Here is a 17483-nt window from a genome sequence, read left to right as displayed (position 1 = left end):
GATCCTTATTTTTGCACCACGATGTTTTCCTGCGAAGGATCAACGTGCTGCATCTGCAGCTTTTCGGTGGCGATCCGCTCAACGCGGCTGTGATCGCCAAGGGCGTTCTCTTCCAGAATCAAATTGCGCCATTCAATGTCCAGCGCATCGCGCTCCAGCACCAGCTGCTCTCGCTGGGCAGTTAACAGGCGCGTTTTATGCGTAGTGGTGACCACCAACACGGCAGAAACCAGTACAGCAATCAGCAACAGCAGCGGAATTTTGCCTTTGCGCAAAATATCCCCAGCGATAACGCCGGGTAGGCTGTGCCTTTCGTTGCCGATCATGCGTCGGTTCTCTCCGCGATGCGTAAAACGGAACTACGCGCACGGGGGTTCTCTTTCACCTCGGCGTCACCCGGTACCATCTTGCCCAGTAACGTTAACTGACGACCGCCCAGCGCATTGAGCTGCTGTTCGGTCATTGGCAGTCCACGCGGCACCTGCGGACCCCGACTTTGATCGCGCATAAAGCGTTTTACTAAACGGTCTTCCAGCGAATGGAAGCTAATAACGGACAAACGCCCTTGTGGAGCCAGGACCTCGACCGCGCCTTTCAGGGCGGTATCGATCTCTTCCAGTTCGCTGTTAATCCAGATCCGAATCGCCTGGAAGCTGCGGGTGGCCGGATGTTTAAACTTGTCTTTAATCGGCGTGGCCGCGGCGATCACCTCTGCCAGCTCTTTCGTGCGCGTCATTGGCTGTTCACGGTTGCGCTCGACGATGGCGCGGGCGATGCGTTTTGCAAAACGCTCTTCCCCATACGTTTTCAGCACAAATGCGATATCGGCTTCTTCCGCCTGCATCAACCATTCGGCGGCAGAGTGGCCCCGCGTTGGATCCATTCGCATATCCAGCGGTCCGTCGCGCATAAAAGAAAAGCCACGTTCAGCATCATCCAGCTGCGGGGACGAAACCCCCAGATCCAGCAAGATGCCGTCGATGCGCCCAACCAGTTCACGCTCTGCCACGTAGTCCGCCAGGGCGGAAAAAGGGCCGTGAACAATGGAAAAGCGCGGATCCTTTATCTCAGCCGCCGCGGCGATAGCTTGCGGGTCACGGTCAATGGCGATGAGCTTTCCGCTGGCGCCAAGCTGCGCCAAAATTAAGCGTGAGTGACCGCCACGACCAAAAGTGCCGTCGATGTAGATTCCGTCTTCCTTGATGTTGAGGCCATTAACCGCCTCATCCAACAGCACGGTGGTGTGTTTGTAATTTTCCTGCATAGCTATAGCGATAAATCCTGCAACCGCTCAGATAAAGGCGCCTGAGCTGACTGTTCTGCGTCAATATCTTCCCTGACTTGTTGATACCAGGTCTGTTCATCCCACAGTTCAAACTTGTTGAACTGCCCAACCAGCATCACTTCTTTGCTTAAATTTGCATGCTGACGAAGCGTATTCGCCACCAGTAAGCGGCCCGCATTGTCCATCTGACATTCACTGGCATGCCCCAACAGCAAGCGCTGCACGCGGCGCTCCAGAGGATTCATGCTGGAAAGACTCGCCAGCTTCTTCTCAATGATTTCCCAGGCGGGCAAGGTGTAGAGCAACAGGCATGGCTGGTGGAGGTCGATGGTACACACCATCTGCCCCTGTGATTCCTCGTTCAGCAAATTGCGATAGCGGGTTGGTACCGCCAGGCGTCCTTTGCTGTCGAGATTGACTAACGTTGCTCCACGGAACATGCCAGTCTCACCCCTCAATTACCCAATAACACCACTTTATCCCACTTTTTACCACAAAACGAGTTTAAGGATCGTAGGAAATCATTGTCAAGCCGGAGCGGCAGGTGAATATGATTATTTACCGAGGCGGGAATTAACGCTGGGAAGGTTTCAAAACGCCAAAAGATGATTAATCAAAATTAAACTAATGAATAACTGAATAAAAAAACCTGCCCCGAAACAGCATGGCTAAAATTAGCGCGCTTATTCCGGCCGAACGGCGGCGCGTCGTTTTGAGACAGGGGACGCATTTTAGGGGATTTCTTAAAGGATGCACAGCGGCACGCGCGCGGACGGGGGTTTTAAACAGCGGCTAAGTTGTAAGTAAACAAGAATGGTCTGTTAAGTTAATTTGTTAGCATAGATGATTAGCGCTGACGCTTTTTTACTTTGTAAGGAAAGAGTTTAAAAACAGCAGGTAATAGTCAGGGGCAGACGCATTGCTGCCCTGATTTTATTTAGAAATTCTGCTTAATTGTCCCCGCCGTAATAAATTACGACGAATTCGGGTTAAACCGGGTTTGGGTTTTCTGGGTTCATCTAAAGAAGCCAACACTAATTCCAGCACCCGTTCGGCGACATCACGATGACGTTGACCCACAGACAGGACCGGACATTCAAGAAAGTCCAGCAGCTCATGATCGCCGAAGGTGGCAATCGCCAGGTCGGCCGGTAAGCGGCCGTTACGTTTCAGCGTAACATCCATAACGCCCTGCAGCAGGCCAAAAGAAGTGGTGAAAAGCGCATCTGGCATTGGATGATTTTCCAGATAGGTTTCGAACAGGGCTGCGGAGGCAGTGCGTTCAAAACTGTTACAGTAAATGTAATCTATCGGGCGCTCATCCTCTTTCCAGGCATCTCTGAAGCCCAGCTCGCGCAGAAAACTGACCGACAATTCAGGTAACGCGCCCATAAACAGCACATTACTGATTTTAAGCTGACGCAATTCAGCAGCCAGCGCAAAGGCATCATCCTGATCGGCACCCACCACGCTGGTAAAGTGTTCGCGATCCAGCGCCCGGTCCAGCGCAATAATCGGCAGCGGGTGATTAATCCAGCGCTGATAAAAAGGGTGCTCGGGCGGAAGCGACGTTGAAACGATAATCGCATCAACCTGGCGTTGCAGCAGATGTTCAATACAGCGCATCTCGTTATCGGGCTGATCTTCAGAACAGGCGATCAACAGCTGGTAGCCGCGCTGGCGGGCCTGGCGTTCAAGGTAGTTAGCAATACGCGTGTAACTGGTATTTTCCAGATCGGGGATGACCAGCCCAATCGAGCGCGTGCGACCGGCGCGCAGACCTGCCGCTACCGCATTGGGATGGTAATTGTGCTCGCGCACCACCGCCATGACTTTCTCAACGGTTTTGTCGCTGACACGATACTGCCGTGCTTTCCCATTAATAACGTAACTGGCCGTGGTGCGCGATACACCCGCCAGACGCGCAATTTCATCCAGTTTCACTGTAACCCCACCATTAAACAGGCTTAAGCTGATCGTTAATCCGCAGATAAGCTATGGACATCCTTTCTAGCACATCTAACAGCAGAAAAGTGCGCGTAGCAACCGCTTTTCCGATGGTTGGCTGTCTTACGCATTAAAAAGAAAAAACCCGGCATTTCGCCGGGTTGCAAATTTCGCTGAGGCTACCAGTGCGTCATTAACGCATAATGCGCTCACCACGAGACACGCCCACAATCCCCGAGCGGGCTACTTCAACAATTTCCGCCACTTCCCGGACGGTGTTCAAAAAGGCATCCAGCTTGTCGCTCGTCCCTGCCAGCTGAACCGTGTAAAGCGAAGGCGTGACGTCAATGATCTGTCCACGGAAAATTTCGGCGCTGCGCTTTACCTCTTCACGGCCATAGCCCGTTGCCTGAATTTTCACCAGCATAATTTCACGTTCAACGTAAGCGCCCTGCCCCAACTCCGTGACGCGCAGTACATCGACCAGCTTGTGCAGTTGCTTCTCGATCTGCTCCAGCACTTTCTGGTCGCCCACGGTCTGAATCGTCATGCGTGACAACGTAGGATCGTCAGTGGGCGCAACGGTGAGACTCTCAATGTTATAGCCGCGTTGTGAAAACAGGCCCACTACGCGAGACAATGCGCCGGATTCGTTTTCCAGCAAAACCGATAAAATGCGACGCATAATTATGTCCTCTCCGTTTTGCTCAACCACATTTCGTCCATACTGCCACCGCGAATCTGCATCGGGTAAACATGCTCGCTGCCGTCAACGTTGACGTCAACAAAGACCAGCCGTCCTGTCGCCAGGGTTTCCAGCGCCATGGCCAGCTTCTCTTCCAGCTCAGCGGGATGATTAATGGCAATACCCACGTGGCCATAGGCTTCTGCCAGACGAACAAAATCAGGCAGCGATTCCATATAGGATTGAGAGTGGCGGCCAGAATAGATCATATCCTGCCACTGCTTCACCATGCCCAGGAAACGGTTATTCAGGTTCAGCACCAACACCGGCAAATCGTACTGCAGTGCGGTAGAGAGCTCCTGGATGTTCATCTGAATACTGCCATCGCCCGTAACGCAGATGACGGTTTCGTCAGGCAGGGCCATTTTCACCCCCAGTGCGGCAGGCAGGCCAAAGCCCATGGTGCCGAGACCACCGGAGTTGATCCAGCGACGGGGTTTATCGAAGGTGTAATAGAGGGCGGCGAACATCTGATGCTGACCCACATCCGAGGTCACATAGGCCTCCCCGTTGGTGAGACGACAAATGGTTTCGATAACCGCCTGCGGTTTGATTTTGTCGCTGGTGCGATCGTATTCGAGGCATTGACGACCACGCCAGGTTTCAATCGACTGCCACCAGTCGCGCAGACTGTCCAGTTGCTGCTTCGCTTCGCTTTGGTCAAGCAGTTCGAGCATTTGCTGTAACGTCTGTTTGGCATCCCCAACGATCGGAATATCGGCCGCCACCGTTTTTGAAATGGAAGTAGGATCGATATCGATGTGCATCACGGTAGCGTTCGGGCAATACTTCGCCAGATTGTTCGTGGTGCGGTCATCAAAACGGACGCCCACCCCGAAGATCAAATCGGCATTGTGCATGGTCATATTTGCTTCGTAGGTGCCATGCATGCCAAGCATGCCTACGCACTGACGATGACTACCGGGAAACGCGCCCAGCCCCATCAATGACGTGGTAACCGGAATATTCAGGCGCTCGGCCAGCTGCAGCAGTTCGGCTTCGCACGAAGAGGTAATCGCGCCGCCTCCGGCGTAGATCACCGGCTTATGCGCTGCCAGCAACGTGTTTAACGCACGCTTGATCTGGCCCTTATGCCCCTGAATCGTCGGATTATAGGAGCGCATGCTCACTTCCTGCGGATAATGATAAGGCAGCTTATTGGCAGGGTTGAGAATATCTTTTGGCAGATCGATAACTACCGGTCCAGGACGCCCCGTGGATGCCAGCCAGAAGGCTTTTTTCAGTACCGTCGGGATCTCTTCGGTATTTTTCACCAGGAAACTGTGTTTCACCACCGGACGGGAAATACCCACCATGTCACATTCCTGGAAGGCGTCGTAGCCGATCAGGGATGAAGGCACCTGACCTGACAGAATAACCAACGGAATAGAATCCATATAGGCCGTCGCAATACCGGTGATCGCATTGGTTGCGCCCGGACCCGACGTTACCAGCACCACGCCCACTTCGCCGGTTGCGCGAGCCAGGCCATCGGCCATATGCACGGCGCCCTGCTCGTGACGAACCAGAACGTGATCAATACCGCCGACGGTCTGCAGCGCATCGTAAATGTCGAGCACTGCGCCACCCGGATAACCGAATACCTGCTTAACGCCCTGATCGATTAACGACCGGACGACCATTTCGGCTCCTGACAACATCTCCATTTTCTGCCTCCCGGCTTGAGGAACTGAATCTACTGACGACTGCTTTCCCGCTAGCCACATGCATCCTGCCCTGCTATTCGCCAATTAAGATCAAAACCTTATGTTTTTGCAAAGACAGCAGAATTCATTTCTGCTGTCCCGATACAGAGAATTCTGCTGGGTTATTTTTTCTAAGAGTAGGTCGATTACCATAACCGCAGAAAAACGGGCTGGCAAACGCCAAACGCCTTTTATTAAATGGCGCAGGATACAAAGGCTCTGCTCGCCAACTTTGGCTTACGATTATTAAACTAAATACGTCTGTTAATAGCAGAGGAAAATGCTGGGATTGATATTTTTTCCAGCCGTATCTAAGAAATAAAAAAAACATATGATGCAGGCCTTCAGGCAGCCGTGTTTTGGTCGGGCACTTTTATGGCGTAAGTCTCTTATAAACGCGTCATGCACATTCGATTATGCTGCCTTTAAACAAAACCGCCTGGGTAAAATGATACCACGACAGTAAATTATCATTATATTTCATTGCATTACTCCATCACCGCAGCCCTTCAGGCCCGGATCGTCGGCACTAAACGCCGCGCGTGCAAAGGGTCTCGTTTAATACTCTGCGCAGGCGTTAAATGTCAGAACATTTTTCTTTACTGTGACAAAAAAATAACCCTTCGCTTATGGTTGACATTGATTGGCGATTCCAGTACCAATAGAGGCAGCAAAAAATTCACGAGGTTTGAAACATGTCACTTTCTTTCCGTCTATCAGGTCTACTACTAAACGCAACTTATCTGCGCGGTAGACTTGTGGGCGAAATCAAACACTGATTCGAACCTGCTAAAAGTTAAAAACCCGCGCCTGTCGCGGGTTTTTTTATGCTCGTTGCAAGGCAAGAAACGCAAAAGGATGAACACGATGAGCCAGCAAGTTATTATTTTCGATACCACTCTGCGTGATGGTGAACAGGCATTACAAGCCAGCCTGAGTGTGAAAGAAAAACTGCAAATTGCGTTAGCGCTGGAACGTATGGGCGTTGATGTTATGGAAGTCGGTTTCCCTGTGTCCTCACCGGGTGATTTTGAATCCGTGCAAACCATTGCACGCACGATTAAAAACAGCCGGGTTTGCGGCCTGGCACGCTGTGTTGAACAAGATATTGATGCCGCCTACGAGTCTTTACGCGTCGCCGAGGCCTTCCGTATCCATACTTTTATTGCCACCTCACCCATGCACATTGCCACCAAGCTGCGCAGCACCCTGCCTGAAGTGATTGAACGTGCGGTGCGCATGGTGAAACGCGCCCGTAACTACACGGACGATGTGGAGTTTTCCTGCGAAGACGGTGGCCGTACACCGATTGACGACCTGTGCCGCATGGTCGAAGCCGCAATTAATGCCGGTGCCACCACCATTAACATTCCGGATACCGTTGGCTACACCTTGCCAAACGAGTACGCCAACATTATCAGCCAGTTAATTCACCGCGTGCCAAATATCGATAAAGCCATCCTGTCTGTTCATACCCATGATGATTTAGGTATGGCGACCGGCAACGCGATTGCTGCCGTGCAGGCTGGCGCGCGTCAGGTGGAGGGTACGCTGAACGGGTTAGGTGAGCGCGCCGGTAACTGCGCACTGGAAGAAGTGATCATGGCGATTAAAACCCGTCAGCAGATCATGAATGTTCACACCAACATTCACCATCAGGAAATTTATCGTACCAGCCAGATGATTAGTCAGATCTGCAACATGCCAATCCCGGCTAATAAAGCGGTGGTCGGTTCTAACGCCTTTGCCCACTCTTCGGGCATTCATCAGGACGGCGTCATTAAAAACCGTGAAAACTATGAAATCCTGACTCCAGAATCCATTGGCCTGCACAAAATTCAGCTTAATCTGACATCCCGTTCCGGCCGCGCAGCGGTAAAACATCGTATGGAAGAGATGGGCTACACAGAAAGCGAATACAATCTGGACTCCCTGTATGACGCTTTCCTGAAACTGGCGGACAAGAAAGGTCAGGTGTTTGATTACGACCTGGAAGCGCTGGCTTTCATTAATAAACAAAACGAAGAGCCTGAATTTTTCCAACTGAATGATTTCAATGTGCAGTCAGGCTCCAGTATCACGGCCACCGCGTCGGTGAATCTGGGCTGCGGCGAACAAACGAAATCAGAAGCGGCGACCGGTAACGGTCCGGTTGATGCGGTTTATCAGGCCATTAACCGAATTACCCAGTTCAACGCAGAGCTGGTTAATTACAAGCTGACGGCAAAAGGCCACGGCGAGAATGCGCTGGGTCAGGTTGATATCGTGGTGGGCTACAACAATCGTAAGTTCCACGGCGTCGGTCTGGCGACGGATATCGTCGAGTCTTCTGCCAAAGCGATGGTGAACGCATTAAACAACATCTGGCGAGCCAAACAGGTCGAGAAAGAGTTACAGCGCAAGTCTAAAGATCAGAAGGAAACGGTGTAATCATGTCAAACTCTTCACATATCGCAGTACTGGCGGGCGACGGAATCGGCCCGGAAGTGATGGCCCAGGCTATCAAAGTATTGGATGCGATTCGTCAGCGTTTTAACCTGCGTATTACCACCAGTGAGTACGACGTCGGTGGTATCGCCATTGACCGTCACGGCGAACCCTTGCCACCGGCTACCGTTGCAGGCTGCGAACAGGCCAACGCAATCCTGTTTGGATCGGTAGGTGGCCCTAAGTGGGAGCACCTGCCCCCGGCCTCTCAACCCGAGCGCGGGGCGCTGTTGCCGCTGCGTAAACACTTTAAGCTGTTCAGCAACCTGCGTCCTGCGGCGCTCTACAGCGGCCTGGAAGCTTTTTGTCCCTTGCGCAGCGATATCGCAGCACGCGGTTTCGATATCCTGTGCGTACGTGAACTGACCGGCGGCATTTATTTTGGTCAGCCGAAAGGACGCGAAGGCAGCGGCCCGCACGAGCGCGCTTTTGATACCGAAGTCTATCATCGTTTTGAAATCGAACGCATTGCGCGTCAGGCTTTCGAGTCCGCCCGCAAGCGCCGTAATAAAGTCACCTCTGTCGATAAAGCTAACGTGCTGCAAACATCCGTTATGTGGCGGGAAATCGTGAACGAGATCGCGAAAGATTATCCCGATGTTCAGCTGAGCCACATGTACATCGACAACGCCACCATGCAGTTGATCAAAGATCCTTCTCAGTTCGACGTGCTGCTGTGCTCTAACCTGTTTGGCGACATTTTGTCAGACGAGTGCGCGATGATCACCGGCTCAATGGGCATGTTGCCGTCCGCCAGCCTGAGCGAAGACGGTTTTGGCCTGTATGAACCGGCTGGCGGCTCGGCGCCGGATATCGCCGGGCAAAATATTGCGAATCCCATTGCCCAGATCCTGTCACTGTCGCTGCTGCTGCGCTACAGCCTGAATGCCGATGACGCCGCCGCCGCTATTGAGCGCGCCATCAGCCGGGCGTTAGCGGAAGGCTATCGCACCAAAGACCTGGCCGGTGACGGCTCTGCGATCAGCACAGATGAGATGGGCAGCATCATTGCCCGCTTTATCGCCGAGGAAAAATAATAAAATGAAAACTTTATACCAGAAGTTATTTGATGCACATGTCGTTCACGAAGCGCCGAATGAAACACCGTTGCTCTATATCGATCGTCATCTGATTCATGAGGTGACTTCGCCACAGGCCTTTGATGGCTTGCGTGCCCACGGTCGTAAAGTTCGTCAGCCTTCAAAGACGTTTGCCACCATGGATCACAACGTGTCCACCCAGACCAAAGATATTAATGCTTCGGGCGAAATGGCGCGTATTCAGATGCAGGAACTGATGAAAAACTGTGCCGAATTCGGCGTGCAGTTGTATGACCTGAATCACCCGTTCCAGGGCATCGTGCATGTGATTGGGCCAGAGCAAGGCATGACGTTGCCCGGCATGACCATTGTCTGCGGCGATTCCCATACGGCGACGCACGGTGCCTTTGGTTCACTGGCCTTTGGTATTGGTACGTCAGAGGTTGAGCATGTTTTTGCCACGCAAACCCTGAAACAGGGCCGTGCCAAAACCATGAAGATTGAAGTGACAGGTACGGTTGCGCCGGGCATTACGGCGAAAGATATCGTACTGGCGATTATTGGTAAAACCGGCAGCGCAGGTGGTACCGGCCACGTTGTTGAATTCTGTGGCTCGGCGATTGAAGCGTTGAGCATGGAAGGCCGCATGACGCTGTGCAACATGGCTATCGAGATGGGCGCAAAAGCCGGTCTGGTCGCCCCGGATGAGACCACCTTCGCTTACCTGAAAGGTCGCCAGTTTTCACCTCAAGGTGAAAAATGGGAGCAGGCCGTTGAGTACTGGGGCACGCTGAAGTCCGACCCAGGCGCTAAGTTTGACCGCGTGGTGACGCTGCATGCGGAAGAGATTGCACCGCAGGTGACCTGGGGAACCAACCCCGGCCAGGTGATCGCGGTGGACGCGCAGATTCCCGATCCGGCTTCGTTTGCCGATCCGGTCGAGCGCGCCTCTGCGGAGAAAGCGCTGGCTTACATGAATCTGCAACCCGGCATCAAACTGACCGATGTCAGCATTGATAAAGTCTTTATTGGCTCCTGCACAAACTCACGCATTGAAGATCTGCGTGCCGCCGCCGCGATTGCCAAAGGGCGTAAGGTCGCGCCTGGCGTTCAGGCACTGGTGGTGCCGGGTTCAGGCCCGGTTAAAGCACAGGCCGAAGCGGAAGGGCTGGATAAGATCTTTATTGAAGCAGGATTTGAGTGGCGCCTGCCCGGCTGCTCAATGTGTCTGGCCATGAACAACGACCGTCTGAACCCCGGCGAGCGCTGTGCCTCAACCAGTAACCGTAACTTCGAAGGCCGCCAGGGCCGTGGCGGACGGACGCATTTGGTTAGCCCGGCAATGGCCGCCGCTGCCGCCGTTAATGGCCATTTCGCCGACATTCGCAGCCTGACATAAGGACACCATCATGGCAGAAAAATTTACCCAACATACTGGTTTGGTGGTTCCACTGGACGCCGCTAACGTCGATACCGATGCCATCATTCCAAAGCAGTTTTTGCAGAAAGTCACCCGCGTAGGCTTTGGCGCCCACCTGTTCAATGACTGGCGTTTCCTGGACGATCACGGCCTGGAACCCAATCCGGACTTCGTTCTCAACTTTCCGGAGTATAAAGGTGCTTCTATCCTGCTGACGCGGGAAAACTTTGGTTGTGGTTCGTCACGTGAGCATGCGCCCTGGGCACTGACCGATTACGGCTTTAAAGTCGTGATTGCGCCCAGCTTTGCCGATATTTTCTATGGCAACAGCTTCAACAACCAGTTACTGCCGGTTACGCTGAGCGATGAGCAGGTGGAGGAGCTGTTTACGCTGGTGAATGCGCATCCGGGTATCCGCTTCGAAGTGGATCTGGAAGCGCAGGTCGTGAAAGCGGGCAACAACACCTACAGCTTTAAGATTGATGACTTTCGTCGTCACTGCATGCTGAACGGGCTGGACAGTATCGGCCTGACGCTGCAGCACGAAAGCGCGATCTCGGCTTACGAAAGTAACCAGCCTGCCTTTATGCGTTAACGCGTAAATAATGTAACCAGCCCGTTCGGCTCTGCCGTTCGGGCTTTTTTTCATCTGGCAAAACTGCGCTAAAACAATTAATCGCGATTTATTTTATTGCAGAACTCCTGTTATTTATTCAGCAACAACGTTGATATTTTGACTCGCATCATTTTCTTCTCAACTTTCCCTTCTTTTTTTTCACAAGACGTAAATGGCTTGCTGATTTAATTAATATCGTTTTCATTTTTATGTTATTTGATCGTTAACTCCATAGAGCTCACCTATAGCTTGTAGAAAAAAAAGCATTATTTCCGCTCATTCTCCCTCGCTATCATCGCCACAGATAAAGATTAACGCAAAACACATCGAGATCGTCTCAGCCTGGCTGTCGGATCTTTTGTGGAGACTCTGTATGCACGCTTATCCTCACCTGTTTACCCCGCTCACAATCAACGGAATGACGTTAAAAAACCGTGTCATCATGCCGCCAATGGGCACCAACCTGGCCAGTCTGAATGGCGAAGTGTCTCAGGAACAGCTTGATTACTATTCGCTTCGCGCCAGGGGCGGCACTGGGCTCATTACGATTGAGAATATTTGTGTGGATTTTCCCTTCGCGTCGAACGGCACCACACAACTGCGCATTGATAATGATCAGTATATTCCTGGCTTATACAAACTTACCGAAACGTTGCATAAACATGGAACCTGTGTCGCCATCCAGTTAAACCACGCCGGTGCATCAGCCTATGCCTATCGCCTCAATGGGGAAATGCCCATTTCCGCCTCCGCGGTCCCCTCCAAAAAGAATGGTAATATTCCCCGTCCGATGACGCATGAGGAAATATATCGGGCGGTTGACAAATTTGGCGACGCAGCAGAACGCGTCAGACGCGCCAATTTTGACTGCGTAGAGATTCATGCCGGTCACTCTTATTTAATCAGTCAGTTTTTATCTCCACTGTTTAATCAGCGTACTGATGAATTTGGTGGCAATATCGAGAATCGGTCGCGCTTTTTAACCCTGATTGTCGACAAAGTTCGGGCCTGCGTGGGACCGATGTTTCCCATCAGCCTGCGTATCAGCGCGGATGATTTCTTACAAGGTGGAAACACGCTGGAAGATTCGCTACACATTCTTGAACGTTGTCAGGAAAAGGTCGACATCATCAATGTGTCAGCGGCGCAGAATGATAACCTGTATTTACAGATAGACCAAATGTCTCAAGAGGATGGCTGGAAACGCTATCTGTCACGTGCCGTTCGCACCAGATTTAATAAGCCCACCGTTGTCGCAGGCAATATTCGCACCCCGCAACTTGCTGAAGACATTCTTGCTCAGGGTGACGCGGACCTGATCGCTATTGGTCGTGGGTTGATTGCTGAACCGGATTGGGTACAAAAGGTACAGAGTGGGCATGAGGAGACAATGCGTAAGTGTATCTCATGCAATATTGGATGCGCCGACCATCGCATCGCCCGCTCTCTTCCCCTTCGCTGCTCAATTAACCCCGATATCATCCATGGCGACGCTTATAAGCAGCGCCAGGTCAAGCGTCCGACGCGTGTCGTCGTGATCGGGGCTGGCACGGCAGGCATCGAAGCCGCCTGCACCGCCGCAGAGGTAGGGTGCAAGACCTGGCTGTTCGAAGCCAAAAACCATATCGGTGGGCTGGCTGTCGAGATCGCACGATTACCCGAAAAAAAACGTATTGCCGATTTTCCGCAATTCCTGCGCAACCGTATGGCCCGGCTGGAGAATTTACAACTGCATCTGGGACAACAGGTTCAGCCCGAGCAGCTTGAGGTTCTGCGTCCCGACTTAATTGTTAATGCCACGGGCTCTGTCCCCCTGCTGCCGCCCATTGCGGGATTACATGAGACGATCGACCGCCCCGGCAGCGTCGTGTTCACGATTACGGGCATGATTCAACACCTGGATACATTCAGCGCGCTGCAAGGCAAACGTATCGCCGTGGTCGGCGGCGGTGCCGTTGGACTCGATGTCATCGAGTATTTTGCCACCCGGGGCGCTGAAGCAGTACTGATTGAAATGCAGAATTCACCAGGACGTGACCTCGACATCATCACAAAGAGTGCCATGTTAACGCTGCTTGAACAGCACCAGGTAGAACAACACATGGACACGCAGCTCATTGAGGTCAAACCCGATCGCTTCCGCGTTAAAAACGCCCACCACACCTTCGACATCGCCTTCGACTACGGCTTTATCTGTCTGGGGATGCGCCCCAACCGCAGCGGTTTCGAGGCCGTTGAGCGCTGGGCCACCGCCAGACATATCAAAATAATGAACATCGGCGACAGCCTGAAAGCCCGGCGAATTATTGATGGTGTACGCGAAGGACGCAACGTACTGGATGCCCTGGAAGAGACTGGCGCACTGGGCAGCCACGAAGCGACAAGCATTCCACTTTTAACTTACTGAGGACACTATCATGGCAGAACGTATTACCGGGCATACCGAGCTGATTGGGCTGATCGCCACCCCCATTCGCCACAGCATGTCGCCAACCATGCACAACGAAGCTTTCGCGCACCTTGGGCTGGACTATGTTTATCTGGCTTTTGAGGTCGGCACTGCGGAACTGGAGAAGGTGGTGCAGGGTTTTCGTGCGCTGAAGCTGCGCGGATGCAATGTTTCCATGCCCAATAAGACGGAGGTTTGCCGCTATCTGGATACGTTGTCTCCCGCAGCACAGCTTGTGGGCGCGGTGAATACCGTCGTCAATGATAACGGCGTGCTGACCGGGCACATCACGGATGGGACAGGTTATATGCGCGCCCTCGCTGAAGAGGGCATCGATATTCTGGGCAAAAAGATGACGATTCTGGGCGCGGGCGGTGCGGCAACGGCCATTTGCGTTCAGGCCGCCCTGGATGGCGTTAAGGCGATCTCGGTCTTTAACCAACGCGATAAATTCTTTGCAAATGCCCAGGAAACCGTCGCGAAGATTCGCGCCCATACTGACTGTGAGATTCACCTTTTTGACCTCGACGACCACGATCGTTTGCGTGCTGAAATTAACGACAGCGTTATTCTGACCAATGCGACCGGCGTCGGCATGAAACCCTTTGAAAGACAGATGCTGCTTCCCGACGAGAGCTTCCTGCGTCCTGAGCTTATTGTCTCCGATGTGGTCTATATCCCACGTAAAACACATTTGCTTGAGACGGCCGAGAAAAAAGGCTGCCGTATTATTAACGGTCTCGGCATGATGCTGTGGCAAGGCGCAAGCGCGTTCGAAATCTGGACGGGAAAACCGATGCCGGTTGATCACATCAAAAACATCCTTTTTTGAGGATGGCTGAGATGAAAAACAAGTATATTCCCACCGCCGCCGGGCTGTATCTCAATTACCTCATTCATGGCATGGGCGTGCTGGTCATCACTCTCAACATGGCTAACCTGCAGGCACAATGGAATACCGATGCGGCGGGCGTATCGATTGTGATTTCCTCACTGGGCATTGGCAAACTGATTACCATCGTTACCGGTTTTCTGTCGGATCGTTTTGGCCGAAAGCCTTTTGTCTATTTTGGCATCATCAGTTACGTGGCCTTTTTCATCGGTATCCTGTTTACCCGGGATATTTATACGGCCTATTTCTTTGGCGTGCTGGCAGGAATGGCTAACAGTTTCCTTGATTCTGCTACCTATCCGGCGCTGATGGAGGCCTTCCCGGACTCCGCCAGCCGCGCTAACGTGCTGATAAAAGCGTTTGTCTCCGCCGGACAATTTTTATTGCCGTTTATCATTAGCCTGCTTATCTGGGCGGATTTGTGGTTTGGTTGGTCATTCGTGCTGGCAGCAGCCTTAATGACGATGAGCGGAATCTACCTGATCAAAATGCCGTTTCCCGATCACCGGGTACAGAAAGTCTCGGAAACATCAGCCAGCGTGACCGCGCCACCGCGTAGTCGTCTGTATCAGCTGGATATGGTTGTGTTCACCTTTTACGGCTATATCAGCATGGCGACGTTTTATCTGGTGAGCCAATGGCTGGCACAGTATGGACAGTTTGTCGCGGGCATGCCCTACACCGCATCGGTGAAGTTACTCAGTATCTACACGGCAGGATCGCTGACCTGCGTATTCGTCACTGCGGTCATGGTGAAAAAAGTGTTGAGCTCCGCTATCGCGATGGTCATTTACACGTTCCTGTCGGCCCTCTCACTGCTGATCGTCTGCCTCTATCCAACGCCACTGATTGTTACCGGTTTTGCGTTCGTATTTGGGTTTGCAGCCGCGGGCGGCGTTATGCAACTGGGTGCAACGATTATGGCGATGAGTTTTCCACAAGCGAAAGGCTTTGCGACAGGCGTGTTTTATACCGCCGGCAGTCTGGCCAGCTTTACCATCCCTTTATTTACAGCGCATCTCTCACGAACCAGTATCGCCAGCATCATGTTGTTTGATCTGATTATTGCGGTGACAGGTTTTATCCTTGCGCTTTATATCGCTTCCCGCCAATTTCAACGTCATTGTGCGGAAACACGCCGTCAGTCCGCTACAGCGGCTAGTTGAACAGTTAAAACAGGAATGACTATGACTCAAACGGTTAGGGTTAAAAAAATCGTCTTTCAGGCAGGGCAAACGCGGCTTTGTGTGCCCTTGACAGGCCGCACTCGCGAGGAGCTTCAGGCCAGAGCACAGTTACTGACTTCCGCACAGGCAGACATTATCGAATGGCGCGTCGACCACTTCATCGAGGGTAAAGACGAGAAGCAAGTCTTGCTGGCGCTGGCCGACATTCGTCAGCAACTTGGGGAAACGCCGCTGCTCTTTACCTTCCGCAGTAAAAAAGAAGGTGGCGAAATGGACATCAGTGATGACCAATACTTCGCGCTCAACCACGCGGCCGCCTTAAGCGGGCTGGCTGATGTGATTGATATTGAGTTGTTTAACGATGAGTCACGCATCCGTTCGCTGGTAAGCGAGGCGCATAACGCAGGTGTTAAGGTCATTATGAGTAATCATGACTTTCACCAAACGCCCGCGAAGGAAGAGATCATTTACCGGTTACGTCGCATGCAGGATTTAGGTGCAGACCTGCCCAAGATTGCCGTAATGCCTCAAACACCTCAGGATGTGCTGACGCTGCTGTCTGCGACCCTGTTAATGAAAGAGCACTACGCAACGCGGCCGCTTATCACGATGTCGATGGGAAAAATGGGCGGAGTCAGTCGGGTCACCGGACGCCTGTTCGGTTCCGCAATGACGTTTGGCACCCTGGGCCAGTCCTCGGCACCAGGGCAAATCGCCGTTACACAACTGCGGGAGATGATGGAGACGCTTTCCTAGCGGCGGACATGCCCAAAGCCGCGCTTTGGGCATGTTTCCTGGCGACATCACTGTGCGTAATAATAAAGTTTTTTAGCCTCAGCGCCGCCGGTGAAAGCATTTTTGTTTTAATTGTCGCCAGACAAATATAACGCGGTGGAAGCGAATTTTTGATCGTCAGGATATGGAGATTGTAGTGCGTGAGCGCCGCAATTCTTGGCATGATGGCAATACCATAGCCGATACTGACCAACCCGGCCATTGCTAAATCCTCTTCCACATAACAGGCAATATCCGGTGACAGCGTTTGCTGGTGAAAGATGTCGTCAATAAACGGACGTAGCCCACTACTTTCTGAAAAATAGACATAGGGATAATGGATGGTTTCCGCTAAATCAACGTCGCTTTCGTGAAGACGCGCTAACGGATGATCTTTCGCTGTCACTACCACTAATTCTTGTTCAATAACCGGGATAAATTCAATATCAGGATCGTCGCCAATCCGCGAACAGATGACCATATCAACCTTATCCGCTTTGAGTGACTGCAACAACGCAACTGACGTCCCCTGTTTAAAAGAGAATGTCACATCATTATGACGAAAGTGTTGGGAGTAATTGTTGATAATTTGCGGAATAACATATTCCCCCATTGTATAGATAAACCCAATTCGGATATTTTCCCGGCACAGAAGGTGATTGTTTTTTAGCCTCTCCCTGCCATTTTCCAGTGCCGACAGTGCTGTCTCAACATAGGGTAAAAAACATTTCCCACTTTCACTAATCCTTACATTTCTGCCCTGACGGAAAAAGAGTGAAACGCCTAACTCCTTTTCTAATTCAGCGATAGCATGGCTAAGCGAGGGCTGGGTGATAAAAAGACTGGATGCCGCTTCCGTGTAATGCTCCGTTTCTGACAGGCGTTTAAAATAATAAAGTTGCTTGAGGTTCATGGCATTTGCCTTTGAATGAAAA

General features: G+C 52.0%; 16 protein-coding genes. 9 read left to right on the top strand and 7 right to left on the bottom strand.

Annotated elements, in window-relative coordinates:
• Positions 1-5: 5 nt before the first annotated feature.
• The 6 genes from ftsL to ilvI form a co-directional block, all read right to left on the bottom strand.
• Positions 6-326: a cell division protein FtsL gene (gene ftsL / locus NYE92_RS18570; RefSeq protein ID WP_013024606.1), complete on the bottom strand. Its 321-nt coding sequence runs from the start codon at positions 324-326 to the stop codon at positions 6-8.
• The gene (gene rsmH, locus NYE92_RS18565; RefSeq protein ID WP_014606590.1) at positions 323-1264 is read right to left on the bottom strand and encodes a 16S rRNA (cytosine(1402)-N(4))-methyltransferase RsmH; all 942 of its coding nucleotides are present in this window, start codon (positions 1262-1264) and stop codon (positions 323-325) included. Before rsmH ends, ftsL begins: the two co-directional genes overlap by 4 nt.
• A 2-nt stretch (positions 1265-1266) precedes the next feature.
• Positions 1267-1725 carry a division/cell wall cluster transcriptional repressor MraZ gene (gene mraZ / locus NYE92_RS18560; protein WP_014592911.1) on the bottom strand — a complete coding sequence of 153 codons (459 nt, stop codon included), beginning with the start codon at positions 1723-1725 and terminating at the stop codon, positions 1267-1269.
• A gap of 493 nt (positions 1726-2218) precedes the next feature.
• Positions 2219-3229, bottom strand: a complete 1011-nt coding sequence (cra, locus tag NYE92_RS18555) for a catabolite repressor/activator (RefSeq protein ID WP_013024603.1) — start codon at positions 3227-3229, stop codon at positions 2219-2221.
• Between the two features lie 196 nt (positions 3230-3425).
• Positions 3426-3917, bottom strand: coding sequence for an acetolactate synthase small subunit (ilvN, locus tag NYE92_RS18550; RefSeq protein ID WP_014592909.1), 492 nt, complete (start codon positions 3915-3917; stop codon positions 3426-3428).
• Between the two features lie 2 nt (positions 3918-3919).
• Complete coding sequence (ilvI, locus tag NYE92_RS18545) at positions 3920-5644, bottom strand: acetolactate synthase 3 large subunit (RefSeq protein WP_014606592.1); 1725 nt, start codon at positions 5642-5644, stop codon at positions 3920-3922.
• A gap of 734 nt (positions 5645-6378) precedes the next feature.
• On the opposite strand from ilvI, the gene leuL reads away from it, so the two are divergent.
• From leuL to aroD, 9 genes are all read left to right on the top strand, one after another.
• Positions 6379-6462: a leu operon leader peptide gene (gene leuL / locus NYE92_RS23295; protein ID WP_161611388.1), complete on the top strand. Its 84-nt coding sequence runs from the start codon at positions 6379-6381 to the stop codon at positions 6460-6462.
• 88 nt (positions 6463-6550) lie between these two features.
• The gene (gene leuA / locus NYE92_RS18540) at positions 6551-8113 is read left to right on the top strand and encodes a 2-isopropylmalate synthase (protein WP_014606593.1); all 1563 of its coding nucleotides are present in this window, start codon (positions 6551-6553) and stop codon (positions 8111-8113) included.
• Positions 8114-8115: 2 nt separating this feature from the next.
• Positions 8116-9207, top strand: coding sequence for a 3-isopropylmalate dehydrogenase (gene leuB, locus NYE92_RS18535; RefSeq protein WP_022622256.1), 1092 nt, complete (start codon positions 8116-8118; stop codon positions 9205-9207).
• A gap of 4 nt (positions 9208-9211) precedes the next feature.
• Positions 9212-10609, top strand: coding sequence for a 3-isopropylmalate dehydratase large subunit (leuC, locus tag NYE92_RS18530; protein WP_014606594.1), 1398 nt, complete (start codon positions 9212-9214; stop codon positions 10607-10609).
• Positions 10610-10619: 10 nt separating this feature from the next.
• The gene (gene leuD / locus NYE92_RS18525; protein ID WP_013024597.1) at positions 10620-11225 is read left to right on the top strand and encodes a 3-isopropylmalate dehydratase small subunit; all 606 of its coding nucleotides are present in this window, start codon (positions 10620-10622) and stop codon (positions 11223-11225) included.
• Positions 11226-11619: 394 nt separating this feature from the next.
• Positions 11620-13653 (top strand): FAD-dependent oxidoreductase, encoded by a 2034-nt coding sequence (locus tag NYE92_RS18520; protein ID WP_019106417.1) that lies wholly within the window; start codon positions 11620-11622, stop codon positions 13651-13653.
• A gap of 10 nt (positions 13654-13663) precedes the next feature.
• Entirely contained in the window at positions 13664-14527 is an 864-nt protein-coding gene (locus NYE92_RS18515; protein ID WP_259019339.1) for a shikimate dehydrogenase, read from the top strand.
• 11 nt (positions 14528-14538) lie between these two features.
• Entirely contained in the window at positions 14539-15753 is a 1215-nt protein-coding gene (locus NYE92_RS18510; RefSeq protein ID WP_088900662.1) for an MFS transporter, read from the top strand.
• A gap of 21 nt (positions 15754-15774) precedes the next feature.
• On the top strand, positions 15775-16530 hold the full coding sequence (gene aroD / locus NYE92_RS18505; RefSeq protein ID WP_014606598.1) for a type I 3-dehydroquinate dehydratase: 756 nt from the start codon (positions 15775-15777) through the stop codon (positions 16528-16530).
• On the opposite strand, the gene NYE92_RS18500 is transcribed toward aroD, so the two are convergent.
• On the bottom strand, positions 16493-17461 hold the full coding sequence (locus NYE92_RS18500) for a LysR family transcriptional regulator (protein ID WP_014606599.1): 969 nt from the start codon (positions 17459-17461) through the stop codon (positions 16493-16495). The genes aroD and NYE92_RS18500 overlap by 38 nt on opposite strands.
• Positions 17462-17483 lie beyond the last annotated feature (22 nt).

This window comes from Pantoea sp. B566 (assembly GCF_024793925.1).
In the GTDB taxonomy this organism is placed as follows: Bacteria; Pseudomonadota; Gammaproteobacteria; order Enterobacterales; family Enterobacteriaceae; genus Pantoea; species Pantoea ananatis.
This window is presented reverse-complemented; position numbering and strand designations above follow the sequence as displayed.